This is a genomic window from Microtetraspora sp. NBRC 13810 (assembly GCF_030268685.1).
Classification (GTDB): Bacteria; Actinomycetota; Actinomycetes; order Streptosporangiales; family Streptosporangiaceae; genus BSRQ01.
Window position 1 is genome coordinate 62529 of sequence record NZ_BSRQ01000013.1, and the last position, 25601, is coordinate 88129.

Below are 25601 nucleotides of genomic sequence, written 5' to 3' on the forward strand. Positions count from 1 at the left end.
TCAGGACAGGCCGCGGGCCCGCCGGAGCACCTCCTCCGTGGTCAACGGAGCACGGGGATGGTGGCTCAGGCACATGGGGACCTGGATCTTGACGAAGGCCGCTCCTTCCAGGGCGGCGTAGAAGCGCCCGGTGGGCAGCTTGGAGATGTCCTCGACGCCGCCGCCCTTGCCGCGGGCGAGCTGGTGGGCCGCGTCGATCTGGGCGACGGAGTTCAGCAGGCCGTAGAACTGCGTGGCCGCGTTGCCGGGGATCTGGTTGTGCAGTCCCTTCGGGGCCTGGGTGGCGAAGACGAGGCCGAGGCCGTACTTGCGGGCCTGGGAGGCGAGGGCGAGGGTGCTGCGGGTGCACGCCGTCATCCCGCCGGACGGGGCGAACGTCTGCGCCTCGTCCATCACGAACAGCCCGCCCAGCGGCCGGTCGCCCGCCGGATGCTTCTTGATCCAGGCGAACAGCGCGAGCTGCAACTGGTTGACGAAACTCTGCCGCTGCGCCTCCCCCGGCAGCCCGACGAGGCTGATCACGGACACCCTGGCCCGCCTGCCCGGCGGCGGCGTCAGCAGCACCCCGGGGTCCACCGGCGTGCCGTACCCGCCGAACAGCGGGTCGATGACCCGAGCCGCCTCCAGCGTCTGGGCCAGCTCGGCGGCGAGCTTCTCCGCGTTGTCCAGCCTGCTCACGCCCTCGGGGAGGTCGGCGAGGAGGGCGATCAGCCCCGGCAGGTCGTTCCCGCCGCTCCGCCCGTAGTGACGGAGCGCCTCGCGCAGCACGGCCTGGCCGAGGTGGGCCTTGTTCGTCTTCGTCTCCAGCTTGGCGCGCGGCGCGAGGGACGCGTACGCGGCCTCCACCGCCTCGTTGAACTCGTCGGCGTCGTCCAGAACGCTCGCGAAGTCCGGCAACGGGCGGAAACTGAGCGGCCGTCCGGCGTCCCTTCCGGGCGTCCATATCACGACATCGGTGCCCTCCAGGTACTCCTTCGCCCGTGCCGCGTCCCCGTCCTGCCAGTGCTCCGGCGGCTCCGGCCACGGGTCGCCCAGTCTGGCGAGGTCGTTGTTGGGGTCCAGCACGATCGCGGACACGCCCTTCAGCGCGCACTCCTCGACGAGCCGGCGGATCAGCACCGTCTTCCCCGACCCGGACCCGGCGAAGATCGCGGTGTGCTTCCGCAACGCCTCCAGCCCGACCGCGGCCCCCCTGCCCCGGTCCACCACCCTTCCGACCTCGACGTACGGCACGCCTCCTGAGGGCGGCGGCCCGGCCTCGGCCACCGCCGGCGTACGCGCGGGCCGCGCCGTGACCGCCGCGCCCGCCGTCGTCACCATGCCCGCGGCGGACACCGCGCCCGCCGTGCTCACCTGCCCGCCGGAGGCCACCGGGCCGTTCGTGACCGCCGGCTCCGCCGTGAGCACCGGCCGCGCCGCCGCCGCCTGCCCGGACGACGACCCCGGAGACGACGACCCCGGGAGCGGCGCCCCGGGGAGCGGCGCCGTGACGGCGGCGGTCACCGGCGCCGGTACCCCTTCGGCCGCCGGGGCGTCGAGGGTGTGCCGCGCGTCCGCGGGCACCGCGGCCTGGGCGTGCGGCGCGTCGGCGTGGGCGGCTGCGACATCAGTGCTGGTGTCAGCGGCGTCGGCGTCGGCGTCGGCGTTGGCGTCGGACAGGGCTTCGCCGAGGAAGGTGACGTGCGCGGCGGGGCGGCGGGTGGTCAGCCATGCCTGGAGGTTCGGCGGATTCTCCGCCAGCAGGTCGCGCAGCGCGGCGAGCAGCGCGAGGTCCCCCGGTTCGAGGCGGAGCACCCTGCCGCCCGCCTTCTCGAACGCGGCCACCGCCTCCAGCGTGCGCGGCCCGCGCGACCACGGCCGGTTGCGGAGCAGGAACAACCGCCGCTTCGGCACCTCCGCGTCCAGCCCCGCGGCCACCGAGGCGCCGCGGATCCGGCTCAGCGCGGCGTTCGCGTTCTCGGCGGAGATCGCGCGGAAGGCCCAGTGCGCCTCGTCCTCGGTGGTCTCGTCCAGGGTACGGCGCAGCCGTGCGTGCAGCGGCGGCTTGGCGCTGGGCGGCGGATCCTGGGCGAAGACCCGCCCCGTCTCCCCCAGCCCGGCGATCCACGCGGCGAGCCCGGCGGCCAGCAGCCCCGGCATCACCGCGTCCTCACTCGCCACCGCCATGGCCGCCCGCACGACGTCCTGCACCCCGGCCGCACCCCGCAACTCGGCGAACCGGGCGTCGATGGCGGCGAGGTCCACCGGTGGCACCACCACCGGACCTGGCAGGACGAGATCCGGTACGGCTCCCCTGAGCCGGTCGAGCTCCTTGACCTCGTCAATGGCCAGACACCACTGGATGTGTGCGTCGATCTTCTTCAACAACTGGCGAGGGGTGAAGTCCGGCGCGTCCGCGAAGGCGGAGGGGGCCACCGGCCACGTCGGGTACGGCGGTTCGAAGCCGATCTCGTTGAACCGCGTCCCGAACCGCTGGGCGATCAGCGCCCTGCCGATCTCGGGGTCGGAGATCGTCTGAAGGTGGACCGCCTGCCGGAACCTGTCCTGAACGGTGTCGGTGGCGGCCTCCTCGATGTAGACCCAGGTCGCCGGGATACAGGAAAGAACGGTGAGCGTCCGCCGGGTGACCTCGCGCAACTGCATGAGACCCCCTGCGATCTGCTCGATCATGAGGGTGCTGCGACTGTCCCAGGATGTCCTGTCCATCGACATCTGGGACTGTGCGATGAGCGTGTCGATCTGGTCCACCGCCACCACGGACGGCCCGGTGAGGGCCAGCAGCCGGGACACGTCACGCACGATCTCCTGCGGCGACTTGTGCACCTGGCGGATGCCCCACCGAGCGCGCTCCCCCGGCTCCTCCTCCGGAAGCGACGTCAGGAACGACTGGCCGATGTCCTGTGCCTCAAGATCGTCGGACGCGAGCAGGACGAGCGCCCTGGCGGTGTCCTGGCTCTCCCGTCCCTCCAGCCCTTGGAACCGGCGCAGCGCGGTGATGAAGAGGTCGAGGGATTCACGCGTCAGCGCGGTGTCCCCGGAGACGGCCCGTCGTACCATCCGCGGCACTTCCAGCAGCACCGACAGGCGCACCAGGAAGGACTTGAGCTGGTTTCTCCCCTTTTCCCCCTCGCGGGCGAGGTCACCGAGCATCGACACCACGGTGCTCTCCCAGAAGTCCCGCGCGTCCAGCAGGCCCACGAGGAAGAAATAGCCGCCCTGCCGCTGCACCTGGTCGCGCACCCAGCCGAGCAGATGCGTCTTGCCCGAGCCGCGCTGTCCCTGCACGACCACGCCGACAGGGCTCGCGTCCTGGCTGTGCCACGCCTCCGAGAGGCCGTCCAGGAGGATGCGGGCGGTGGAATGATGAAGCCCTTCCACGTGGAAACGGGCAGAGCGCCACACATCGTCCGGCCCCTGCACCCAGTTGAAATGAAGCGCCCCGAGTGCCCGCCGCTCGTCGCCGTTCATCGGACTCCTATCGCGATGAAGTGCTTCTCCTGATCGCCGATCGTCACCGCCGCCTCCCGGTCCGCGGCGGTGAGCGTCTTCTGGTTCGATTCGGGGACGATGTTGACATCCGCCCGCCGATTCATCAGCAGCAGCGCTTCGTCCACCTCCGCCTTGGGCACGTCACCGAGGCGCGGACGGAGCTTGGTCAGGCTCACCCAGTCGGCGGGCCGCTCGGCCAGTTCGGCGTAGGCCGCCCGAATCCGTGACTCGACATCCACCTCGGAAACCACGGGGGCCACAGGCAACGCATAGATATCGGCCAGCCGGTTATCGGTACGTTCCATAAAGCGCCGGAAGCCGACCAGCAACCCCTTGACGAGGGCGCCCGCCGCCCCGTTCGGCGTCGCGACCGTGCCTTCCCGCACCTCCTGGGCCACCCGCGCCCACCCGAGATCCGTCAACATGTGCACGTAAGCACGACCGACTTTCCGGCTTTCCACGAGTTTTAGGTCATTGAGGTTCCGCCGATTCTCACCGACCAGCGTCACGCCATAACGCTCGTGGAGGTCAGGATTGGAAATCTCCTCCACCTCGCCCAGCAACGCCACCAGGACGGCGATCTCGGAGAGGAGCAGCGGCTTTTCCGGCATCTTCTATCCTTTCAACGGCCCCGGCCGGCGGTCTCGGAGAAACCGCTCCAACTGGCGGACCACGGATGTCGTATCGGTCACGACATGGGAATCGGTGAAACGCAGCACGGCGTAACCGTCCATCTGGAGTCGCACGTCTCGCCGCCGGTCCCTGGCGAACTTGGCCGCGCCGCGATGGTCGTCGCCGTCGATCTCGACGACGCACCGCTCCTCCCGCCACAGCAGGTCGAGCCGGAACTCCTCGGCGAGCGGGTGCGGCCGGTAGGTCTGGTTCCACTCCCGCCCGGCCGCCCAGTCGCACTCCGCCAGCGCCGCCTCCAGCTTCCGCTCCGCGGCGCTCCCCGGATGCGGCGCCCCGGCGACCGGCACACTCCCACCCGGCACGCTCCGACCCGGCGCGCCCCGACCCGGTGCGACCGGCACGGCGGGTGCGGGACCCGTGGCACCGGGCAGTCGCACGACCTCCACCCGGTCCACGGCGGCCAGCACCGCGCCCGCGAGCAGGACGCCGAAGCCGCCGCGGTGGGCCAGCCACTCGCACCCGGCGAAGAGTGCCCGCTCCTCGGCGGCGGACAGCCCGGCGGGCACGCGCACGAGGATCGTGACCCGGAGCCGGCCGTACGCGGCGGCGAGGACGCGGAGCAGGCCGGCGGCGCGGACCTCGGGGGTGAAGCCGGGGCGGCGGCGCGGCCTGCGCAGCAGTGCCGACTCGGCGAGGTCGGCGAGGAAGGGGCCGAAATGGCGGCTGGTGGACGCCGCGCGCAGGGCGAGCACCCGCACCGCGCGCACACCGGCCGGACCGATCCCCTCCGCCTCGGGGAGCCAGGCGGGATACAACCCGGCGGCGGTCGTTTCCAGCTCGTCCAGCACGGCGCCGGCCATTTCCGCGGCGGTGCGCGGCGCGGCGGGGAAGTGCTCGACAATCGCGGGAGCGCCACCGGGCGACGGTTCCGGTTGAACGACATTCGGCGGCGGGACAATGGCGCCGTGAACGCAAAGTACCCGCCCCGCGGGCAGCTCCTCCCACGGGACTTCACGCTGATTCCATAATGCGTCGATTTCGCCGAGACTATAGGCGACGCCAAGTCCGTGTATACGCTTCGCCAGAATCCGAATTCCACCCGCAAAGAACCCCACCCCACCCCTGCGCGGTGCGGCGCCGCTCCACCCCCGTCCACCACCCGCAAAGACCCCGCCCCGCCCTCGCCCGGTGAAGCCCCGTCCGCCCACGCGGCGGAGCGCCACTCCGCCCCCGTCCACCCCCGCGGTAGAGCGCCACTCCGCCCCTGCGGTGGAGCGCCACGACGCCCGCGCGGTGGAACGCCGCCCAGTCCGCCGCCCGCAGGAGAGCGGCGATCCTTACCGCAGGTGGGGAAGGCACGGCTCGGGGCCCGCGAGATGATGGGGGGCGTGCTGGGTGATGTGATCGAGTTGCTCGTGTGTCCGATCTGCCGGGGCGCGCTCACCCTCGCGGGCGGGGCCGCGCGCTGCGCCGGCGGGCACGGCTTCGACGTGGCCAGACAGGGTTATGTGAGCCTGCTCGTGGGGTCACGGGCGCCGGGCACGGCAGACAGCGCGGAGATGGTCGCCGCGCGGCACGACTTCCTGGCCGCCGGGCACTACGATCCGCTCGCCGCACGGCTGGCGGAAGCCGTACGGGCGGCGCTGCCGGACGCCGGCGGCGTGGTGCTGGACGCGGGAGCCGGCACCGGGCACTACCTGTCGGCGGTGCTGACGGGCGGGGCGGGCGAGACGTCGCGGGGCATCGCGATGGACGTGTCGAAGCACGCTGCGCGGCGGGCGGCGCGGGCGCGGGGCCGGATCGGGGCGGTGGTGGCGGACGTGTGGCGTCCGCTGCCGGTGCGGGACGCGGCCGTGGACGTGGTGGTCAACGTGTTCGCGCCACGCAACGGCCCAGAGTTCGCCCGGGTGCTGAGGCCGGAGGGGCGGCTGGTGGTGGTGACGCCGGCGCCGGACCACCTGGAGCCGCTGGTCGGGCGGCTCGGCCTGCTGTCGGTGGACGAGGACAAGGAGCGCAGGGTCGGGGAGAGCCTGCGCGGCGGCTTCACGGAGGTGGAGCGGCGGCACGAGGAATTCGTCCTCGAACTCGGCCCGGACCAGGTGGCGGCCGTGGTCGGCATGGGACCGAGCGCGTGGCACCACGATCCCGGCGCGTTGCGCACCGAAATCGAGGCCCTCGGCGATCCCGTCAGGGTCCGCGCCTCTTTCCACCTGTCTATCTTCCAACCCGCCTTGCGATCAAGCCTGTGAACTTGACCTACAGATGCGGCTGATGTTACTGAAGGGGCTATTAGTCCTAAATTCCCGCACATTCCTTGAACAATCCGCGCCCCTACACGACATACTGGACGGCAACCCGCCGAACCCTGGAGGGAAAGCGCGAGGGAGTCCTCCATCCGGACCGCCCGCGTCGTGGGCCAGTGGGTCGCTCGCCGCGTCCACCGGCTCCTGACGAGGAAGGTCCGTACCGGAGGTCCTGAGGGAGGGACGCGCCATATGAAGGCGGAGGAACGCTGGCAGGCCAGGTTCCGGGCGCCGCGGATGACCCTGCCCGTGTGGGCGAGGCAGAATCCGAGCCGCGCCGTCTACCGGGGCAACGCCTCCGGCTCCTGGGAGGTCTATGCCTGGGATCGCAGCACCGGCGTCTCCCGCCAGGTGACCGACCGGCCGTACGGCACGGCGCACGCCGCCATCGACCCCGGCGGCCACTGGATCTGGTGGTTCGCCGACGACGGCGACGAGCGCGGGCAGTGGATGCGCCAGCCGTTCCAGGGCGGCCCCGACGAGCCGATCGACCTCGACCCGGGCCACCCGGCCGGGATCGCGCTGTCCGCCCTGGGCGCCGCCGCGGTCGGCGTGTCCGGGGTCGGCGCGGGCTTCCAGATCCACCTCGTACGGCCGGGCGAGCCCACGAAAATGATCTACGAGCATACCGAGACGGCCTCCGTGGCCGCGATGTCGCTGGACGGCTCCCTGATCGCCATCAGCCACAGCGAGAGCGGCGACTTCCGGCATCCCGGCCTGCGGGTGTTACGCCCCGACGGCAGCACCGTGGGCGAGCTGTGCGACGGGCCGGGCAAGGGCCTGGTCGCGCTGCGCTTCGCGCCGGTGGCCGGCGACCGCCGCCTGCTGATCCTGCACGAGCGGCGCGGCCGGCGCGAGCCCGCGCTGTGGGATCCGGCGACCGGCGACCAGCGCGAGGTCTGGCTCAGGGAGCAGGGCGACGTCACCGCCGACTGGTACGGCGACGGCCGGTCCATCCTCATCGTCAGGAACGACCGGGGCCGCAGCCGGCTGCACCGCTACGACCTGGGCGGCGGCGGGATGGCGTCGATCGAGACGCCGCACGGCGTGATCGAGTCCGCGGCGCCCCGGCCCGGCGACACGGTCGAGTACATCTGGTCCAGTGCCGCGCACCCGCCGGTCATCCGGTCGAGCAACGGCCAGGTGGTGCTGCACGCGGCCGGTCCCTCCGCCCCGCCGTCCGTGCCCGTCGAGGACCTCGACATCGAGGGTCCCGGCGGCCGGGTGCACGCCTTCGTCTCCCGTCCGGAGCAGGGCACGGGATCGTATCCCACGGTGTTCCTGCTGCACGGCGGCCCGACGTCGCACGACGACGACTCCTTCACCCCCGAGGTGGCCGCCTGGGTGGACTACGGGTTCGCCGTGGTCCGGGTGAACTACCGGGGCTCCACCGGCTACGGCGCCGCCTGGCGGAACGCGCTGCGCGGCGAGGTCGGGCACATCGAGCTGGCCGACGTGGCCGCGGTGCGCGACCACATGGTGGCGCGCGGCGTCGCCGACCCCGAGCGGCTGGTGCTCGCCGGCACCGCGTGGGGCGGCTACCTCACGCTCCTCGGCCTCGGCACCCAGCCGAAGACCTGGGCCGCGGGCATCGCCGCCGTGCCCATCGCCGACCACGCCGCCGCCTACGAGGACGAGACCGACAGCCTGCGCGCCCACCACCGCTCCCTGATCGGCGGCTCGCCGCAGGAGATGCCGGAGCTTTATGCCGCCAGCTCGCCGATCACCTACGTGGACGACGTACAGGCCCCCGTGCTGATCCTGGCGGGCAAGAACGACCCCCGCTGCCCGAGCCGGCAGATCGAGAGCTACATCTCCCGCCTGGGCGAGCGCGGCCACGACCACGAGGTCTACCGGTTCGACGCCGGGCCGGGCTCCCTGGTCGTCGCCGAGCGGATCGGCCAGATGGCCGCCCAGCTCGAGTTCGCCAGGAAGCGTCTCGGCCTCTTCCCACCGGGATAGGGCCGGGCCCGTCAGCTCGCCCGCAGCACCAGGATGGCGAGGTCGTCGGCGCTGGGCTCGGGGGCGAACTCCTGGACGCTGCGGCGGATCCGCTCGGCGACCGCCTGGGCCGACAGGCCGACGCAATCGGCGAGCAGCTTGGCCAGCCCGCCGTCGTCGTCGAGCAGCCGTGAGCCGGAACGCCGCTCGGTCACCCCGTCGGTGACCGCCAGCAGCACGTCGCCGGAGCTGAGCAGCACGGTGTCCTCCTCGTAGGTCACCTCGGGGAAGACGCCGAGCAGCGACTGCGAGGAGGCCACCACCTCCACATGGCCGCCGGGCTTGAGCCGCAGCGCCTCGGGATGGCCGGCCGAGACGATCCGGACCCGCAGGCCCTCGTCGGTGGGCATGATCTCCCCGTGCAGCAGGGTGAGGAACCGGGCCCGCTCGCCCTCCTCCAGGATCGCCTCGTTCAGCCGGACGAGCACCGAGGCCACGCCGTGCCCCTCCCTGGCGAGCAGCCGCAGGGTGTGCCTGGCGAGGCCGGTCACCGCCGCCGCCTCCGGGCCGGTGCCGCACACGTCGCCGATCGCGAAGCGCCAGCGCCCGTTGCCGGCCGCGAACAGGTCGTAGAAGTCGCCGCCGACCTCGTTGGTCTCGCCGGCGGGCTCGTAGACGACGCCGTAGTCGAGGCCGGGCACGTCGGGCTCGTCGGGGGGCAGCAGGCTGCGCTGGAGCGCCCGGTTGGCGGCTGCCTGCTGCGCGTAGAGCCGGGCGTTGTCCATGGCGAGGGCGGCCCTGCGTCCGATGTCCTCGGCGAACTGGATGATGTCGTCGGGGAACCTGTCGTTCCTGCCCAGGCACATCACGCCGAGCCCGCGCCCCCTGGCGAGCAGCGGGACCGCGAGCACCTGGGAGTCGGCGAGGTGCAGCGCGGCGGTGCCCGGCCCCTGCGCGGCCGGGATGGTGATCGAGCCGAGCTGCTCGCGCAGCGAGTCGATGCGCGCCTCGTCGGCGTGCCAGAGGTAGGCGAGGCGGAGCGGCCCGAGCCCCGCGTCGGAGGTGTAGACGGCGCACCAGCTCGCCAGCCGGGGCACCACGATCTGGGCGATGATGGCCGGCACCATGTCCGGGTCGAGGGTGCCCGCCAGCAGGTCGCTGGCGTCGGCGAGGAACCCCAGCCAGAACGGCCCGCGCGCGGTCTCCTCCGACCACTCCGCCGCCGTCCGCTCGGCGGACCCGGGCAACGCCAGCCGAGCCCACTGAACCCGTACGCCACCGGAGAAACTGATGCCCCACTCTGACACCGGCACTGTCGGAGCGGTCATATAATCGCCCGATATGTCCTTTTGTCTGATCTCAACCTGTACGGCGTCGCCGCGGTGATCCCAGACCACCTCGAACGGCGCCCGGTCCACCTGCCCCGCGAGCTCGCCGACCACCTGCTCGGCCGAGGACAGCACGGCGGAGGCGGCCCACGCGGTCATGACCTCGCGGGTGAAACGCCTCGCGGCGGGGACGGCCGACTCACCTGGCGCGAACGTTGCGGCCAGGACGGCACGGGAAGAACCGGTCACCGTTCCGTGACTACCACACTTAGCGTTGACATGGGGTAAATCGAGGGCAGGACTCCGGGCTACCCATCGTGACAGACTGGCACTACTCACGGCTGCCCACCGGGAGTGGAGGAGGTCGCATGCACACCGGCACCGCGTCGGACACCGGGGAACGGTGTTACACCGAGTCTGAGCTGAAACCGCTGCTCCAGGCTCTCACATCGTGGCGTGACGGAGATTTCCGGCGCCGCATCCCCAACGCGCCCTCCGGCACGCTGGGCGAGGTGCACACGCTGCTCAACGAGATAGCCGAGCGCCAGGAGCATCTCGCCAACGAGCTGGTCCGCGTCAAGCGCGAGGTCGTCAAGGAAGGCCGGTTCGGCGAGCGGCTGACACACGGCCAGGGGGTCGGCTCCTGGGCCGGCAGCGTCGATGCGATCAACGTGCTGATCGACACCCTGGTCAGCCCGGTCAGCGGCGCGGCGGACGTGATCGACGCCGTCGCCAAGGGCGACCTGTCCCAGCGGATCGACCTCGACCGCACCGCGCGGGGCGAGGTGCGCCGCCTGGGCAAGGCGATCAACGGCATGGTCGACCAGCTCTCCCTGTTCACCTCCGAGGTGACCAGGGTCGCCCGGGAGGCCGGCACCGAGGGCCGTCTCGGCGGGCGGGCCAACCTGCGCGGCATGTCGGGGAGCTGGCGCGACCTCACCGAGGCCGTGAACACGATGTCCAGCCGGGTCTCCGCCCAGGTCCGGGACATCGCCCTGGTGACCACCGCGGTGGCCCGGGGCGACCTGAGCCGCAAGGTGACGGTCGACGCCGTCGGCGAGATGTTCGAGCTGAAGAACACCGTGAACACGATGGTGGACCAGCTCTCGGCGTTCGCGGAAGAGGTCACCCGGGTCGCCCGCGAGGTCGGCACCGAAGGCGAGCTGGGCGGGCAGGCCCAGGTGCGCGGCGTCTCCGGCGTCTGGAAGGACCTCACCGACAACGTCAACTTCATGGCGGGCAACCTCACCACCCAGGTCCGGGCCATCGCGACGGTGGCGACCGCCGTGGCCCAGGGCGACCTGTCCAAGAAGATCACCGCGGACGCGCAGGGCGAGATCCTCCAGCTCAAGGACACCCTCAACACGATGGTGGACCAGTTGTCCTCCTTCGCCGACGAGGTCACCCGAGTCGCCCGCGAGGTCGGCACCGAAGGGCAACTGGGCGGCCAGGCCAGGGTCCGCGGCGTCTCCGGGGTCTGGAAGGACCTCACCGACAACGTCAACTCGATGGCCAACAACCTGACCTCCCAGGTGCGCAACATCGCCGAGGTCACCACCGCGGTCGCCAACGGCGACCTCACCCGCAAGATCGACGTGGACGCCCAGGGCGAGATCCTCGCCCTCAAGACCACCATGAACACGATGGTGGACCAGCTCTCCTCCTTCGCCTCCGAGGTCAGCCGGGTCGCCCGCGAGGTCGGCACCGAAGGCCAGCTCGGCGGCCAGGCCCAGGTGCGCGGCGTGTCCGGCGTCTGGAAGGACCTCACCGACAACGTGAACGTCATGGCCAACAACCTGACGTCACAGGTCCGCCAGATCGCCGTCGTCTCCACCGCGGTCGCCCAGGGCAACCTGTCCAAGAAGATCACCGCCGACGCCCAGGGTGAGATCCTCCAGCTCAAGGACACCCTCAACACGATGGTGGACCAGCTCTCGTCCTTCGCCGACGAGGTCACCCGAGTCGCCCGCGAGGTCGGCACCGAGGGGCAGCTCGGCGGCCAGGCCAGGGTCCGCGGCGTCTCCGGCGTGTGGAAGGACCTCACCGACAACGTCAACTCGATGGCGGGCAACCTCACCACCCAGGTCCGCAACATCGCCGAGGTCACCACCGCCGTCGCCAACGGCGACCTCACCCGCAAGATCGACGTCGACGCCCAGGGCGAGATCCTCGCGCTGAAGACCACCCTGAACCGGATGGTGGACCAGCTCTCCTCCTTCGCCTCCGAGGTGACCCGGGTCGCCCGCGAGGTGGGCTCGGAGGGCCAGCTCGGCGGCCAGGCCCGGGTGGAGGGCGTCGAAGGCACCTGGAAGCGGCTCACCGAGAGCGTCAACGAGCTGGCCGGCAACCTCACCACCCAGGTCCGCGCGATCGCCGAGGTCACCGGCGCGGTGGCGCAGGGCGACCTGACCCGGACGATCACGGTGAGCGCCCAGGGCGAGCTGGCCGACCTCAAGGACAACATCAACACGATGGTGTCCAACCTGCGCGACACCACCAAGGCCAACAAGGAACAGGACTGGCTCAAGTCCAACCTGGCGCGCATAGGGCGGCTGATGCAGGGCCACCGCGACCTGATCGAGGTGGCCAAGCTCATCATGACCGAGCTGACACCGCTGGTGTCGGCCCGCTACGGCGCCTTCTACCGGGTGGACACCGGCCAGCACCACGACCTCGTGCTGACCGCCGGGTACGGCGTGCGGGCCGGGCAGGGACCGCGGGCGCAGTTCGGGATGGGCGAGGGCATCGTCGGCCAGGCCGCCCTGGAGGGCAAGCACATCATCCTGGACGAGGTGCCCGCCCGGTACATCACCATCGACACCGGGCTCAGCCAGTCCGATCCCGCGCAGATCGTCGTGCTGCCGATCCTCTTCGAGAGCCAGGTGCTCGGCGTCCTGGAGCTGGCCTCCTTCGCCAGCTTCAGCGAGGTGCACCTCGACTTCCTGACCCAGCTCGTCGAGACCATCGGCGTGACGATGAACACGATCATCGCCAACTCGCGCACCGAGGACCTGCTGACCGAGTCCCAGCGGCTCACCCGCGAGCTGCAGGATCGCTCCGACGAGCTCCAGCGCCAGCAGGAGGAGCTGCGCCGCTCCAACGCCGAGCTGGAGGACAAGGCCGCGCTGCTGGCCAAGCAGAACCGCGCGATCGAGATCCAGAACTTCCAGATCGAGCAGGCCAGGCGCACCCTGGAGGAGCGCGCCGAGCAGCTCGCGGTCTCCTCGCGGTACAAGTCGGAGTTCCTCGCCAACATGTCGCACGAGCTGCGCACGCCGCTCAACAGCCTGCTCGTGCTGGCCAAGCTGCTGACCGAGAACGCCGAGGGCAACCTGACCGCGCAGCAGGTGGAGTTCGCCCGGACGATCCACGGCGCGGGCTCGGCGCTGCTCCAGCTGATCAACGACATCCTCGACCTGTCCAAGGTGGAGGCCGGGCGGATGGACATCCATCCGCAGCAGATCTCGCTGCCCAAGCTGGTGGACTACGTCGAGGCCACCTTCTCCCCGCTCGCCCAGGACAAGGGGCTCGCGTTCGCGGTGGAGGTGGACCAGGCGGTGCCGCACGAGCTGCGCACCGACGAGCAGCGCCTCCAGCAGGTGCTGCGCAACCTGCTGTCCAACGCGGTGAAGTTCACCCCCAAGGGCGAGGTGCTGCTCCGGGTCGCGCCGGCCCCGAGCGACGTGGTCTTCGAGGACGAGACGCTGCGCGGCGCCGACGGCATCCTGGCCTTCCAGGTCATCGACACCGGCATCGGCATCGCGATGGACAAGCTGGAGGTCATCTTCGAGGCGTTCCGCCAGGCCGACGGCACGACGAGCCGCAAGTACGGCGGGACCGGCCTCGGCCTGTCGATCTGCCGGGAGATCGCCCGGCTGCTCGGCGGCGAGATCCACGTGGACAGTGAGCCCGGCCGGGGCAGCACGTTCACGCTGTTCCTGCCGCCGTCGTACACCGGCCCGCTGGCCGCCCGCGACGGCGGAGCCGCCGCCAGGCAGCGGGTGCCCGCCGAGACGGGCGTCCTCTCCTTCGAGAGCACGGCGGGCGACCCGCTGCCCGAGCTGCCGCTGCCGGAGAGCCTGCCGATGCCGCAGCTCGCCCCGGTGGGCGAGAACCACCAGTGGCAGGGCGAGGACCCGCTGGTCGGCTCGAAGATCCTGATCGTGGACGACGACATCCGCAACGTCTTCGCGCTCACCAGCGTGCTGGAGCGGCACGGCGCGACCGTGGTCTACGCCGAGAACGGCCGCGAGGGCATCGAACAGCTCGAACGGAACGAAGACGTGGCACTCGTGCTGATGGACATCATGATGCCGGAGATGGACGGTTGGGCCACGACGTCCGCGATCCGCCGGATGCCGCAGTTCGCGGATCTCCCGATCATCGCTTTGACGGCTAAGGTCATGAGAGGAGACCGGGAGAAGAGCATCGCGTCCGGCGCCTCCGACTACGTGCCGAAGCCGGTGGACGTGGACCGTCTGCTCGAACGCCTGCGTGGCTGGCTCACCCGCGGGAAGGTCACGTCAACCGAGTCACAGGAAGGGTCGTGATCCATGCCCGACCGCGCCAAGATCCTCCTGGTCGACGACCGCGAGGAGAACCTCATCGCCCTGGAGGCCATCCTGAGCTCGCTCGACCTCGTCCCCATCCGGGCGCGGTCGGGTGAGGAAGCGCTCAAGGCGCTGCTCAGCACGGAGTTCGCGCTGATCCTGCTGGACGTGCGGATGCCCGGCATGGACGGTTTCGAGACCGCCGCGCACATCAAGCGCCGCGAGCGCACCAGGAACATCCCGATCATCTTCCTGACGGTGGTCGACAGCGCCCCCGACTACGCCTTCCGCGGTTACGCCGCGGGCGCCGTCGACTACCTCACCAAGCCGTTCGACCCCTGGGTGCTGCGCGCGAAGGTCTCCGTCTTCGTCGAGCTCTACAACATGAACCGCCGCCTCAGCGAGCAGGCCGCGCTGCTGCGCGAGCGGCTGTCCGGCGAGTTGCCGGGCGACACGATCGACCACGCGGCGATCCTCCCCGAGCTGTCCCGCCGCCTCACCGCGGTGGAGGACGAGCTCACCCGGGTCAGGGAGCTGGCCCACAAGTCGAACGACCCCGCCCTCACCATCCCGCTGACCGACCTGGACGACCGGGTCGCCCACCTCCGCGCCGGCTTCGACGCCCTCAGCTGACCCCCGCCGCCCGCCGTACCCCACCCGGTACGGCGGGCGTTCTTCCCATAGGGGACGGCCGGTGCTCCGGTCAGCATCTTGTAACCCTCTGGTGAGTTCCATGCCCCCCGGCGAGTACGGATAGTAGCCGAGTCACCACCATCCGTGATCCAAGGAGTGGGCTTTGAGCAAGCGCATGCTGGTCGTGCTGGTCGCCGCGGGCATCGGGGCCGTCCTGGCCGCGGGCCCCGCCGCCGCCTCCCCCGGGCCGGGCCTCATGGACACCCTGGTCTGCGGCACCGACCTCCCGTTGACCGGCAAGGCCAAGCACGACTGCGGCAACAACAACACCAGCACCGACACCAGCAAGAGCGGGGCCCTGCTCGGTCTGTGAGCCGGACCGGCCGTCCGGGTCCGGCGACCCGGGCGGCCCGCCCCCTTCTCAGGCGCGGAGCCGCTGAAGGACCGTCTCGGCCGGCCTGCCGAGGAGACTTTCCAGGTCGCCGGTCTGCTGTTCCAGCGCGCCGGCGCGCACCTGGGCGTTGAGCCAGGCCATCGGCCCCGGCCCGGCGTCCGGCACCTCGCGGAAGGCCACCCCGAGGGCGCGGGCCAGCTCCGGATGGCTCCACAGCGGGCCCGTGAGGTCGTAGTCGCGCCCCAGATGCCCGTCGCCGGTCAGCACGTTCGCCGCCGCCTCGGCCAGATCGGCGCGGAACGCGGTGTTCAGCCCCCGCCCGCCGGTGCTCGCGGTCAACTCGCCGTCCGCCACCTGTGGCACGAACGCCTCGCTGTAGTAGGGGTGACGCAGCATCGTGTACGGCAGGCCGCTGTCCAGGATCGCCCGCTCGGTCGCGTGATGCGCCTCGGTGACCCCGGTGGCCACGGTGCCTGCGCCCAGGAAGCTGGTGTAGGCGATCGCGCCCACGCCCACCTCCTTGGCGGCCGTCACGGCGGCCAGGTGGTGCGCGATCCTGCGCGCCGGATCCAGCTCCGGCGACGAGATCACCAGCAGCCGCTCGGCCCCCTCGAACGCCGCCCGCAGGCTCGCCGGCTCCTCATAGTCACCGCGCCTGGCCCGGACCCCCTCGGGCGCCCGCGCGAGATCACGGACGACGGCCACGACGTCGGCCCGCGTACGCAGGCGGTCGATCACCAGCCGCCCGAGGGCGCCGGACGCGGCGGAAACTACGATCATGTGACTCCTCCCGGAAACGGCGCCCAGTCAACTACCGGCGCCCCGCCCCGGGCAATCCGTTTTCCGCCGCGCCCCGGCGGGGCTCAGAGGTCCATCGCGGTGCTGAGTTCCTCCCAGCGTTCGAGGTCGGCGCGCAGCCGGCCGTGCTGTTCGCGGATGCTGTGCACGGCGTCCTTGCCGAGGGCCAGCCGGAGCGGCGGGTCGTCGCTGTCCAGCACCCGCAGGATCGCCTGGGCCGCCTTGGCCGGGTCGCCGGGCTGCGTGCCGTCCATCGCGTCCACGGCCCCCCTGGTCCCGCCGGTGGACACCCGGTAGGCGTCGATCTCCCGGGACCGGTGCATCCGCGCCCCGCCGAACTCGGTGCGGAACGCGCCCGGCTCGACGATCAGCACCCGCACCCCGAACGGCGCCAGCTCGGCCGCCAGCGCCTCCGACAACCCCTCCAGCGCGAACTTCGCCGCGCAATAGGCGCCGAACCCCGGCATGGTCACCTGGCCGCCCATCGAGCTCATCTGCACGATCGCCCCGCTGCCCTGGGCCCGCAGGTGCGGCACCACCGCCTTGGTCACCGCGACGGCGCCGAAGAACATGACCTCCATCAGATCACGCAGCTCCGGCATGGTCAGCTCCTCGACCGCGCCCACCGAGCCGTACCCGGCGTTGTTCACCACCACGTCGATCCGCCCGAACTCGGTCAGCGCGACCTGCACGGCCGCGTCGATCGTGGCGGGCTCGGTGACGTCGAGCCGCGCGGTGCGCACCCGGTCGCCGCCCGCGGCGACGAGGCCGGCCAGTTGCTCGGTACGGCGGGCGGTCGCCAGCACGCTGTCCCCCGCGGCCAGCGCCGCCAGCGCGACCTGCTGCCCGAATCCCGCCGAGCAGCCGGTGATCAGCCATACCCGTGACATGGGCACATCCCTCTTCTCAGCGTTCCGCCGGACGCCATCCGCGTCCGGCACGCGTCCCACCTTCACCGTGCCGTCTCCGTGCCGTCCAACACGCTTTGCCTGCCGGTGTTACAGTCGAAGCCTGTGACGACCCCCGAATTGCGCCAGATGCGGTATTTCGTGGCGGTGGCCGAGGAGCTGAGCTTCACCCGGGCCGCCGAGCGGCTGCGGATCGCCCAGCAGTCGCTGTCCCAGCAGATCCGGGTGCTGGAGCGCGCGGTGGGGGCGCGGCTGTTCGACCGCGACACCCGGGGCACCCGGCTCACCGAGGTCGGCCGGCTGTTCCTGCCCGAGGCCCGTGCGGTCATCGACCGCGCCGAGCAGGCCGTCTCCTCAGTCGGCCGGGCGGCCCGCGGCGAGATCGGCCGTCTCAACCTCGCCTTCCTCGCCTCCGTCACCAACTACCTGCTGCCGCCGGTGGTCCGGGCGTTCCGCGAGCGCTTCCCCGACGTGGAGCTGACCACCGACGACCTGGGCATCGCCGAGCTCGTCGCCGGTCTGCGCGAGGGCCGTTACGACGCGGCCTTCACCCGCCCGCCGCTGGTGGACGGCCTCGCCACCAGAACGCTGTTCGTCGAACGCGCCTGCGCCGTCCTCCCCGAGGACCACCCGCTCGCCACCCGCGCCGAACTGCACCTCGCCGAACTCGCCGGCGAGCCCTGGGTCCTCACCCCGCGCAGCTCCTGGCCCCCGTGGCACCACAAGTACGACCGCGACTACAGCCAGGCCGGCTTCACCCCGAACGTCGTCCAACGCGCCACCACCGTCCCCAACCTCCTCGGCCTCGTGGCCGCCGGCGTAGGCGTCACCAGACTCGCCCACTCCGCCCGCGAACTCCGCCGCACCGGCGTCGTCTTCATCCCCCTCTCCGGCGACTACGCCGCCACCGACCTCGTCTGGCTCCCCACCACCAGCAAACCCACCCTCGACAACCTCCTCAACCTCCTCTCCACCACCAACCTCACAGAACCCTGACATTCACCTTTTCTGCTTGACGTCCTCCCTCCGGTGAAAGCCGACGATCTGGACGCTTCGAGCAGGGAGCGGCTCGGCGGCTCGCCGCGATGCGGCTGGCGGAGTTGCGGACGCGGTCGGGGTTGACCCAGCGGCAGGTCGCTGACCGGATGGCGGTGCGGCAGGAGCGGGTGTCCGCGATCGAGCGCGGTGATGTCGAGGCGCTCCAACTCGGCACGCTGATCGCCTATGCCAAGGCGTTGGGCGGGCAGGTCGACGTGCACTTGGAGGTGGGCGGGGAACGGCTCAGGGTCGCCTGACGCGCCGGTCAGTGGCGGGCGTTCTCCAGGGCGTCCCAGAAGCCGCGGCGGAGGGCGTGGCGGACCTCGTCGTGCAGGAGGAAGTCGATCGGGAGCGAGGAACCCTGGAGGAGGCGGGCCTCCAGGTCGGACGGCATCCGCGGCTTGCGGGCCAGGACGGCTTCCAGCCACAGGGCCGGGGCGTCGCGGGCGACCGACTCGCCGAAGTCGTGGCCTTCCTTGTGCGCCGCCTTGACCGCCTCGGCGAGGCTGGTCGTCGTGCCGCCGGGAGGCGTCTGGACCGGGATCGGCGCGGCGTGCGGACCGGTGTAGGGGCCGAGCTGGGGCGTCTGGTAGGCGGCGCCGCCCTGGTACTGAGCGGGTTGCGGGGCCGGCGTGGACACCTTGGGCAACTGGCCGTGCGTGGGCGCCGGGAGCATGGCCGAGGGCGTGGACTGCTGCGACGCGGACTGCGTCTGCGTGGCCTGGGTGTCGTGGGTGTACCCCGGGTACGCGGGCAGGGCGGGCTGACTGGCATGGGACCCGTGGCCCGCCCCCGCCCCGGAGGACAGCGGCGACCCGGACGAGAGCGGCGACCCAGACGACAGCGGAGAGCCCGAAGACGACGACGATCCCGAGGACGCCGGGTTGCCCGAGGAGAGGGAGCCCCCGGAGGAGAGCGGGGAACCCGCGGAGGAGCCCGGCGAGCCGTAATGGGCGCCGCCGGAGGTCATGGGCGGGTTGCCGGAGGTCAGGGCGGGATTGCCGGACGTGAGTGCCGGGTTGCCGGAGGTGTGGGCCGGAGTGCCGGAGGTGTGGGACGGGTTGCCGGAGGTCAGCGGTGAGTTCCCGGACGAGGAGGAGCCCGAGGTCAGCGGGGAACCGGGGCTCAGCGGCGTGTTCCCCGGGCCGAGCAGCGAGTTTCCGGCGGTCAGGCCGGACCCGCCCCCCATCCCCCCGGCACCACCGGCCATCTCCGCACCGCCACTCATCCCGGACCCGCCAGTCATCCCGGAACCACCGCTCATCCCTGAGCCGCCGCCCCCGGAACCACCGGCCATCCCACCACCGGCCCCGGAACCCGCCATCCCGGAACCGTCACCCATCTGCGAGCCGCCCATCCCAGCCCCGCCACCGGCTCCAGACCCGCCGCTCATACCGGCAGGACCGGCCATACCGGAGCCCGACATACCAGAGCCCGACATGCCCGACCCCGACATACCCGAGCCAGAGCCGGCCCCCGACATCCCGGAGCCCGACATGCCGGAACTCGACATGTCCGAGCCCGACATCCCGGAGCCGGTCAGCCCGGAGCCGGTCAGCCCCGGACCGCCGGTCAACGCCGAGCCGCTGGTCAACCCCGAGCCGCCGGGCAGGCCGGATGAGCCTCCCGGGCCGCCGCTCTGTGAGTTCTGGGGGTGCTGGCCGTTGCTCAGCGCGTAGCCGCCGGAGTGGGGCGCGGCGGTGCCGTGCGGCGGAGTGGTGGCGCCGGTGGAGCCGCCCGGCGCCGCGTGACCGCCGCCCGAGCCGGACCCGGACAGCCCCGTGCCCGGCGAGCCGGACGCGGGCCCGGACGTGGCACCGGATCCCGACGGGCCGGAGGCCGCACCGTGACCGGACGCCGACACGTTCGACGACAGACCGTGACCGGACAAAGAGGGACCGGACGAAGAGGTACCGGACAACGAAGGACCGGACAGCGTGGCAGAACCGGGCGGGGAGGAGGATCCGGCGGTGAGGGCCTGTACGGCGGAGGCCGCCTGGCCGTTGCTGGTGGGCTGGTGGCCGTTGCCCATGACGGCCCCGACCTCGCCGCCCGCGGTGATCATGTTGACGTACGGCCGGAGGTGACCGCCGGAGATCTCGATGAGATCGTCGCACTCCTGGCGAAGCGAACGGGAGACCGCCCAGCTCCCGTCGGCGGCGATGTGCACGACGGTGACCCGGATGCCGAGATCCTGGGCGTCGCACACGACCTGGGCGAGGTCCTCGTCGCCGCTGACCACGACCGCGTCGCAGATGGCGTTGTTCCGGGCCAGGGTCATGAGGTCGCGGTGCACCTGGGCGTCCACGCCCTCCCGGCGGCCGGGCCTGATCCGGGAGAGCCGGAGTTTCAGGCCGGGGATGTCGGCGAGCGCGTCGTGCTCCAGGGTGCGGCGGCCCTCGACCGTCGCCTCGTACCAGTAGCAGCGCAGCACCGGCAGTCCGGTGCGCTCCCGGGAGAGGGTGTCGAGAAGCTGGAGCAGGCCGGGGTAGTCCCAGGCGACGGCCTCACGATGGCGGGTGCCGTGCACCGCCATGGCGCCATCCGCGAGTAGGTAGCCGGCGTCCACGAACAGCGCGCAGCGATCCACGAGACACCGCCCCTTCCTCCATGGCCTGACTGTTTGGCTCTGCACCCCTCAGAGCCGGACAGGGCCTCTCTCAGGGTAATGAAGCAGCCGATCGAGCGAAGGTTAATCCTGACGATTCGACCTTCGCCCGACCAAATGCGGGAGCGTTCACGCAGACCGTACCAGTTTGTCCTGATATTGAAACCCGCCCCTCACGACCTGGCATGAACGCTGACAGCCGCCACTCCGAACAGCACCACATCCCTTTCCGTCGCCACTCTCAGCACCGGCCGATCGCCCAGCACCGGCCGGAAACTGTCCACGTCCACGCCGAATGTCATCTTCGGTCCCACGGCTCCCGCCGCCGAGCCGTCGAAGGGGTTGTCCGCGTCGCGCTCGCCCTCCTCGGGCCGCAGCGCGGCGCCGCCGAGGGTCACCGTGTCGCCGTCGAGGTCGGCGTCGCCCTCCCACGTCACCAGGTCCACCCGGGCGGGCGAGGCGGTCGGCGTCAACCCGGCCAGCGGCATCTCCAACGGGCCCTCGCCCTCGTCCACCAGGGTCGCGGTGTCCAGCACCACCGCCTGCCCGTACGCCCCGCGCGGATCGGTCGCGATCACCACGAGGCTCCACCCCGCGTGCCGGGACACCCCCTCCTGCAACGACATGTCGGCCACCCACCACTCCCCGTCGTCCCCGCCGGCCTCCGCCACCAGCTCCGTCACCTCGGCGAACGCCTGGTACCCCGGCCCGACCGGCAGGTCCCGCGCCACCACCTCGGCGGCGTCGACCCGCACGTAACGCCCACTCCCCGGCGCCCGAACCCGGACCCCCACCGCGGACCCCCCACCCCCGCCGTCCCCGTCGGCCGACTCCCCGGCCACCGCCCCCGCCACCATCCCGCCCCCGCCGACCCTGCGCACGTGCGCCCCGCCATCTCCGGCGCCGGGGGAACCGTCACGGGCTGCGCCGCTGCCGCCGATCACCCCGGACCTGCTTCTCCGCTCCCCCGAGGCGGCGCCGTCGCCCCCCTTGCCCGCGCCGCGCCCTCCGGCGGGCAGCGAGCCGCCGGCCGACCAGTAGAGGCCGGCCCACACCACTTCGCCCCCCTCGGGGAGCATGAGGCGGGCCGCGCTGGAGTTCTTCGTCGTGCGGTCGCGGTCGTGGTCGACCGCGACCATCCGCCACAGGTCGTTGTCCCGGCGGCTGCCTTCGCGCTCTCTGGCCCTGTCGCAGCCGGGCACGTCGCCGGGGCAGGTCAGCAGGGTGTTGCCGACGGCGCGGGTGACCACTCGCCCGTCGGCGGCGAACCTCGCGGCGGCGCCCGCCGTACGGACGCCGGCGCCGGCCTCGGCGGCGACCCGCAGGCGGCCGGCGGTGACGCTCACGGCCGGGCCGTCGCCTTCGGGGGCCTGGGGGGCGACGTCCACCCGCATGAAGACGGCGGTGGCGTCGCCGGGGTCGAGCGGGCCGCGGGTGCAGCGCGCGCCGCCGGTGTCGGGACGGCAGGACCAGCCGTCGACGGTGCCCACCGGGTCGAGCGCGCCGGCGCCTCTGCCGCCGTGCGCGGCGGGCAGCATGGTCACCCCCTGCGGCAGGTCGATCGCCGCGACGAGCTCGTCGCTCGCCTCGCCGCCGTCGTTGCGCAGCCGTACCCCCACGATGCCGGGCTGGTCGCGCACCAGCGCGCCCAGCGGGTCGATGGACGCCACCAGCCGTGCCCGGGCCGGCGCCCTTTCCGCAGGGGAAGCCGAGGGAGACGCCGAAGGAGACACGGAAGGAGACGCCGAAGGAGACACGGAAGGAGACGCCGAAGAAGAAGGAGAAGGGGAGGCGGAGGGAGGAGGCGGGGGGGTGGGGGACGCGGAGGGCTTGGCGGACGGCGGGGCGGGGGGCGGGCTGGGGGTGGTGATCGGGGCGGCGCGCGGGGGCCATGGGGGACGGGCCGCGGGCTCCTCGCCGGACACCAGGAACGCCGCCACCGCGACCCCCACGGCGACCGCGACCACGGCCCCGCTCGCGACGGCCGCCGGCTGCCTGGGCACCTTGCCGAGCCAGCCGGCCACCGCGCCGAGGCCGCCCGCGGACGCGACGGCGCCGGTCTTGGCCAGAACGGTGAGGTAGCCGGTGAGCACCTGCCCGGCTATGAGTGGACCTACGATGACGCGCATGCCCTGGTTGACGTCGACCAGTTCGTGGAAGACCGCGCGGCAGTCGGTGCAGTCGGCGAGGTGCTCGTCACTCGCCTGGTTCTCCCGTTTGGACAGGCCGCCGCGGACGTAGGCGCCCATCTTGCCGAGCACCGGACGGCACTCCTGGCGTGGCGCGGCGGCCAGGTGCATCTGGAGGTAAGCCTGGCGGAGCCCTTCGCGGGCGCGGTAGGCGAGGGCGGCCACGCTGTTGGCGGTCAGGCCGAGCAGCGGGGCGATGTCGGCGGGCCTGGCGTTCTCCACCTCGGTGTGCCACAGCACCATCCGCCACCGGTCGGGCAGCGACATGAACGCCTTGGCCACGAGCGAGCGCTCCAGCCCGGTCAGCGCCGGATCGACGAAGGGCACGCCGGGGTCGTAGAGCTCGATCTCGTCGGTGGACAGTTGCCTGCTGTCGCCGCGTGCCCGCTCGTAGACCGTGCGGCGCACGGCGGTGAGCAGGTAGGGCCGGAAGCTGATCTCCGGCCCACCGCCCCGGCGCACCAGATCGAGGATCTTGGTGAACGTCTCGGCGACGACGTCCTCCACCTCCGCCTCACTCCTGGACAGTTGCCAGGCGAGAGCGCGAGCCGCGGCGACATGCCGCTTATAAAGGACACCGAAAGCTGACCCCTTGCCGGTCCTGACCGCTTCGAGCAGCTCAGCATCGCTTTGACGCGATTCCGCACCCATTGTGACCTCACGATTACACGGCGTTGCCCTGCGAATCATTCCTCATAGGAGGACGTGGCTAAACCGAAATCGCGCCTTTACCAGGTCAAGGTGTGGATCAGCGCCGGCTGACCGCGAGTTCGTAGGCGCCCGCGGCGGCCAGGCCGTAGCCGAGATGCGGGACGAGGTCGGTGAGCCAGCCGTTCGCGCCCCAGGTGCGCGGGTCGGTGAGGCCGAGGCCGACCAGCGGCGCGCTGCCCGCCACCGCGGCCGCCGCGCCCAGCCCACCGGCCGCGGCCGGCAGGCTCACCTCGCGTACGGCATGCCGGAACAGGCCGTACGCGGCGCCGACGGCCACGCCAGACAGCAGGCCCATCAGCGCGCCGATCCCCTGGTTCCTGGGCGGCGCGGTCCGCTCGTCGCCGAGATCGGCGTGCAGCCCTTCGGCGATCTTCTCCGCCGCCTGTTCCGGCAGCACGCTGGCCGGTCGCCCCCGGACGGCCATGTCCAGATAGGTGATCGTGTTGAGCACGGTCGTCCCCGCCGCGCCCGCGACCGCGCCCGCCAGCAGGTGGCGGCTCAAGGATGTACGTCTCATAGGGCACGCCTTACCTCGCCGGTCGCCGCCAAACCCGGGCGCCGGGCACGTCCCCGCCGCCCCCTAGGCTTGGCGGCATGAACGATCGCGAGGATCTGCTGGCCGAGATCAAGAGCAAGGGCGTCGTGCACGGGAGGGTCGTGCTCTCCTCGGGGCGGGAGGCCGACTTCTATGTGGACCTGCGGCGCGTCACGCTCGACGGCAAGGCGGCGCCGCTGGTCGGCCGGGTGATGCTGGAGCTGACCCGGGACCTCGGCTACGACGCGGTCGGCGGGCTGACGCTGGGGGCGGACCCGGTGGCGACGGCGATGATGCACGCGGCGGCGGCGCGCGGGGAGAGCCTGGACGCGTTCGTGGTGCGCAAGGAGGGCAAGGCGCACGGCCTCCAGCGCCGGATCGAGGGGCCGGACATCGCCGGGCGGCGGGTGCTCGCCGTGGAGGACACCTCCACCACCGGCGGGTCGGTGCTGACCGCCGTGACGGCGCTGCGCGAGGCGGGCGCCGAGGTGGTCGGGGTGGCCACGATCGTGGACCGGGGAGCGGGCGCGACCATCGCGGAGCACGGCCTGCCGTACCGGACGGCCTTCACCCTGACGGACCTCGGCCTGGACTGACGCGCCCCTGCCGCGGACGACCCGCCCGCCCCTGCCGCGGACGGCCCGCCCACCCCTGCCACGGACGACCGGCCCGCCCTTTCCATGAACGGCCCGCCCGAGCGGGGTCTCCCCTGCGCGGATGACCGGCTCGGGCGGGGTGGGTCATTCGCGGGTGACGGTGAACGACTCGCGTTCGCCGGGCTCGGCGGGGGTGCGGGGTTCGCCGTTCACCGTGACGCGCAGGCCGTCCGGGTCCGCGAGGACGACGTCGAGCTTCTCGTCGTCGAAGCCGACCTGCTCGCCCCCGGCGAGCTCCCGGTCGAGGAGCACGTCGCCGCCGGGGATCCGGACGAAGACCTCGCCGCAGCGGTCCTGGACGCATTCGATGAAGACCGTCGGGTCGGGCGCGGGCGGCGGGTCGTCGCTCGGGGCGGCATCCGGGGTGACCTGCTCGGCCGGGGCGGCGGACAGCGTGGCGGACAGCGCGCGGACGCCGACGGCGATGAGCATCAGCACCGCCACGACCGCCACTCCCACGAGAAGCAGGCGGGCGATCCCCATCGGATCCGACCTGTGCCGTCCCACGGTTCGAGGTTAGCCGCTATGGACGATTTGCACCCCTGACTGTTTTCCGTGCGGTGGGTAGAGCGTGTCAGGCGAGGGGGGAACCATGAAAAGGATCCTGATGCTCGTCCTGACCCGGCGGCTGTCCCGCACCCCGCTCGGGCTGATCGCGCTCGGCGTCGGCTGGTGGCTGGTGCGTAAGAGAAAGGAGCGCATGGCCATGACCGGCGGGGACCCCACGGCGGGACCGAGGGCCCCGCACCAGCCACCCGACGCCCGGATCCGCGATCCCCGTATCTCGACGGGCCGCCGATAGAGGCCGGAGCCGCCGGTCAAGGGTTGGACACACCTGCTCCATGAGCGGTCTGACCGGCTCTCAGGGCTGTCAGGGCTGTCAGGGC

General features: G+C 72.1%; 19 protein-coding genes. 9 read left to right on the forward strand and 10 right to left on the reverse strand.

Annotated features, from left to right (window positions below; genetic code table 11):
• The 3 genes from QSK26_RS24830 to QSK26_RS24840 are packed head-to-tail and all read right to left on the reverse strand — an operon-like array spanning position 1 to position 4982.
• Complete coding sequence (locus QSK26_RS24830) at positions 1-3468, reverse strand: ATP-binding protein (protein ID WP_285777641.1); 3468 nt, start codon at positions 3466-3468, stop codon at positions 1-3.
• On the reverse strand, positions 3465-4100 hold the full coding sequence (locus tag QSK26_RS24835; protein WP_285777642.1) for a hypothetical protein: 636 nt from the start codon (positions 4098-4100) through the stop codon (positions 3465-3467). The genes QSK26_RS24830 and QSK26_RS24835 overlap by 4 nt, the downstream gene beginning before the upstream one ends.
• 3 nt (positions 4101-4103) lie before the next feature.
• Positions 4104-4982: an endonuclease domain-containing protein gene (locus tag QSK26_RS24840; RefSeq protein WP_285777643.1), complete on the reverse strand. Its 879-nt coding sequence runs from the start codon at positions 4980-4982 to the stop codon at positions 4104-4106.
• Between the two features lie 528 nt (positions 4983-5510).
• On the opposite strand from QSK26_RS24840, the gene QSK26_RS24845 reads away from it, so the two are divergent.
• Together QSK26_RS24845 and QSK26_RS24850 are read left to right on the forward strand one after the other, a co-directional pair.
• Entirely contained in the window at positions 5511-6371 is an 861-nt protein-coding gene (locus tag QSK26_RS24845) for a putative RNA methyltransferase (RefSeq protein WP_502888745.1), read from the forward strand.
• Positions 6372-6617: 246 nt separating this feature from the next.
• On the forward strand, positions 6618-8387 hold the full coding sequence (locus QSK26_RS24850; protein WP_285777644.1) for a S9 family peptidase: 1770 nt from the start codon (positions 6618-6620) through the stop codon (positions 8385-8387).
• 11 nt (positions 8388-8398) lie between these two features.
• On the opposite strand, the gene QSK26_RS24855 is transcribed toward QSK26_RS24850, so the two are convergent.
• A complete protein-coding gene (locus QSK26_RS24855) occupies positions 8399-9943 on the reverse strand; it encodes a PP2C family protein-serine/threonine phosphatase (protein WP_285777645.1) in 1545 nt (514 codons plus the stop codon).
• Positions 9944-10062: 119 nt separating this feature from the next.
• Between QSK26_RS24855 and QSK26_RS24860 the strand changes: the two genes are divergently transcribed.
• The 3 genes from QSK26_RS24860 (at position 10063) to QSK26_RS24870 (ending at position 15250) form a co-directional block, all read left to right on the forward strand.
• A complete protein-coding gene (locus tag QSK26_RS24860) occupies positions 10063-14244 on the forward strand; it encodes a HAMP domain-containing protein (RefSeq protein ID WP_285777646.1) in 4182 nt (1393 codons plus the stop codon).
• A 3-nt stretch (positions 14245-14247) separates the two neighbouring features.
• Positions 14248-14877 carry a response regulator gene (locus QSK26_RS24865; RefSeq protein WP_285777647.1) on the forward strand — a complete coding sequence of 210 codons (630 nt, stop codon included), beginning with the start codon at positions 14248-14250 and terminating at the stop codon, positions 14875-14877.
• Positions 14878-15040: 163 nt separating this feature from the next.
• Positions 15041-15250, forward strand: coding sequence for a hypothetical protein (locus QSK26_RS24870; protein WP_285777648.1), 210 nt, complete (start codon positions 15041-15043; stop codon positions 15248-15250).
• Positions 15251-15298: 48 nt separating this feature from the next.
• Here the strand turns inward: QSK26_RS24870 and QSK26_RS24875 are convergent, their stop codons facing one another.
• Complete coding sequence (locus tag QSK26_RS24875; protein ID WP_285777649.1) at positions 15299-16051, reverse strand: NAD(P)H-binding protein; 753 nt, start codon at positions 16049-16051, stop codon at positions 15299-15301.
• 83 nt (positions 16052-16134) lie between these two features.
• Positions 16135-16959 carry an oxidoreductase gene (locus tag QSK26_RS24880; protein ID WP_285777650.1) on the reverse strand — a complete coding sequence of 275 codons (825 nt, stop codon included), beginning with the start codon at positions 16957-16959 and terminating at the stop codon, positions 16135-16137.
• A gap of 123 nt (positions 16960-17082) precedes the next feature.
• Here QSK26_RS24880 and QSK26_RS24885 point away from each other — a divergent pair, with 123 nt between their 5' ends.
• Both QSK26_RS24885 and QSK26_RS24890 read left to right on the forward strand, forming a co-directional pair.
• Entirely contained in the window at positions 17083-17973 is an 891-nt protein-coding gene (locus tag QSK26_RS24885; protein ID WP_285777651.1) for a LysR family transcriptional regulator, read from the forward strand.
• A gap of 89 nt (positions 17974-18062) precedes the next feature.
• The gene (locus tag QSK26_RS24890; protein ID WP_502888746.1) at positions 18063-18272 is read left to right on the forward strand and encodes a helix-turn-helix domain-containing protein; all 210 of its coding nucleotides are present in this window, start codon (positions 18063-18065) and stop codon (positions 18270-18272) included.
• 8 nt (positions 18273-18280) lie between these two features.
• On the opposite strand, the gene QSK26_RS24895 is transcribed toward QSK26_RS24890, so the two are convergent.
• The 3 genes from QSK26_RS24895 to QSK26_RS24905 form a co-directional block, all read right to left on the reverse strand.
• A complete protein-coding gene (locus QSK26_RS24895; protein WP_285777652.1) occupies positions 18281-20605 on the reverse strand; it encodes an NYN domain-containing protein in 2325 nt (774 codons plus the stop codon).
• A gap of 191 nt (positions 20606-20796) precedes the next feature.
• Complete coding sequence (locus QSK26_RS24900) at positions 20797-23502, reverse strand: sigma factor (protein ID WP_352244385.1); 2706 nt, start codon at positions 23500-23502, stop codon at positions 20797-20799.
• Positions 23503-23560: 58 nt separating this feature from the next.
• On the reverse strand, positions 23561-24040 hold the full coding sequence (locus QSK26_RS24905; protein WP_285777654.1) for a hypothetical protein: 480 nt from the start codon (positions 24038-24040) through the stop codon (positions 23561-23563).
• 77 nt (positions 24041-24117) lie between these two features.
• Between QSK26_RS24905 and pyrE the strand changes: the two genes are divergently transcribed.
• Entirely contained in the window at positions 24118-24654 is a 537-nt protein-coding gene (pyrE, locus tag QSK26_RS24910; RefSeq protein ID WP_285777655.1) for an orotate phosphoribosyltransferase, read from the forward strand.
• Positions 24655-24798: 144 nt separating this feature from the next.
• Here pyrE and QSK26_RS24915 read toward each other — a convergent pair whose 3' ends face one another.
• On the reverse strand, positions 24799-25197 hold the full coding sequence (locus tag QSK26_RS24915) for a hypothetical protein (RefSeq protein ID WP_285777656.1): 399 nt from the start codon (positions 25195-25197) through the stop codon (positions 24799-24801).
• Between the two features lie 109 nt (positions 25198-25306).
• On the opposite strand from QSK26_RS24915, the gene QSK26_RS24920 reads away from it, so the two are divergent.
• Positions 25307-25516: a DUF6203 family protein gene (locus QSK26_RS24920; RefSeq protein WP_285777657.1), complete on the forward strand. Its 210-nt coding sequence runs from the start codon at positions 25307-25309 to the stop codon at positions 25514-25516.
• The last annotated feature ends 85 nt before the right edge of the window (positions 25517-25601 follow it).

What these genes read in the sequence shown, in the direction of transcription:
- QSK26_RS24830 (WP_285777641.1), bottom strand. Translation starts at nt 3,468, where the DNA reads ATGAACGGCGACGAGCGGCGGGCACTCGGGGCGCTTCATTTCAACTGG.
- QSK26_RS24835 (WP_285777642.1), bottom strand. Translation starts at nt 4,100, where the DNA reads ATGCCGGAAAAGCCGCTGCTCCTCTCCGAGATCGCCGTCCTGGTGGCG.
- QSK26_RS24840 (WP_285777643.1), bottom strand. Translation starts at nt 4,982, where the DNA reads ATGGCCGGCGCCGTGCTGGACGAGCTGGAAACGACCGCCGCCGGGTTG.
- QSK26_RS24850 (WP_285777644.1), top strand. Translation starts at nt 6,618, where the DNA reads ATGAAGGCGGAGGAACGCTGGCAGGCCAGGTTCCGGGCGCCGCGGATG.
- QSK26_RS24860 (WP_285777646.1), top strand. Translation starts at nt 10,063, where the DNA reads ATGCACACCGGCACCGCGTCGGACACCGGGGAACGGTGTTACACCGAG.
- QSK26_RS24865 (WP_285777647.1), top strand. Translation starts at nt 14,248, where the DNA reads ATGCCCGACCGCGCCAAGATCCTCCTGGTCGACGACCGCGAGGAGAAC.
- QSK26_RS24875 (WP_285777649.1), bottom strand. Translation starts at nt 16,051, where the DNA reads ATGATCGTAGTTTCCGCCGCGTCCGGCGCCCTCGGGCGGCTGGTGATC.
- QSK26_RS24880 (WP_285777650.1), bottom strand. Translation starts at nt 16,959, where the DNA reads ATGTCACGGGTATGGCTGATCACCGGCTGCTCGGCGGGATTCGGGCAG.
- QSK26_RS24890 (WP_502888746.1), top strand. Translation starts at nt 18,063, where the DNA reads ATGCGGCTGGCGGAGTTGCGGACGCGGTCGGGGTTGACCCAGCGGCAG.
- QSK26_RS24900 (WP_352244385.1), bottom strand. Translation starts at nt 23,502, where the DNA reads ATGATTCGCAGGGCAACGCCGTGTAATCGTGAGGTCACAATGGGTGCG.
- QSK26_RS24905 (WP_285777654.1), bottom strand. Translation starts at nt 24,040, where the DNA reads ATGAGACGTACATCCTTGAGCCGCCACCTGCTGGCGGGCGCGGTCGCG.
- pyrE (WP_285777655.1), top strand. Translation starts at nt 24,118, where the DNA reads ATGAACGATCGCGAGGATCTGCTGGCCGAGATCAAGAGCAAGGGCGTC.
- QSK26_RS24915 (WP_285777656.1), bottom strand. Translation starts at nt 25,197, where the DNA reads ATGGGGATCGCCCGCCTGCTTCTCGTGGGAGTGGCGGTCGTGGCGGTG.
- QSK26_RS24920 (WP_285777657.1), top strand. Translation starts at nt 25,307, where the DNA reads ATGAAAAGGATCCTGATGCTCGTCCTGACCCGGCGGCTGTCCCGCACC.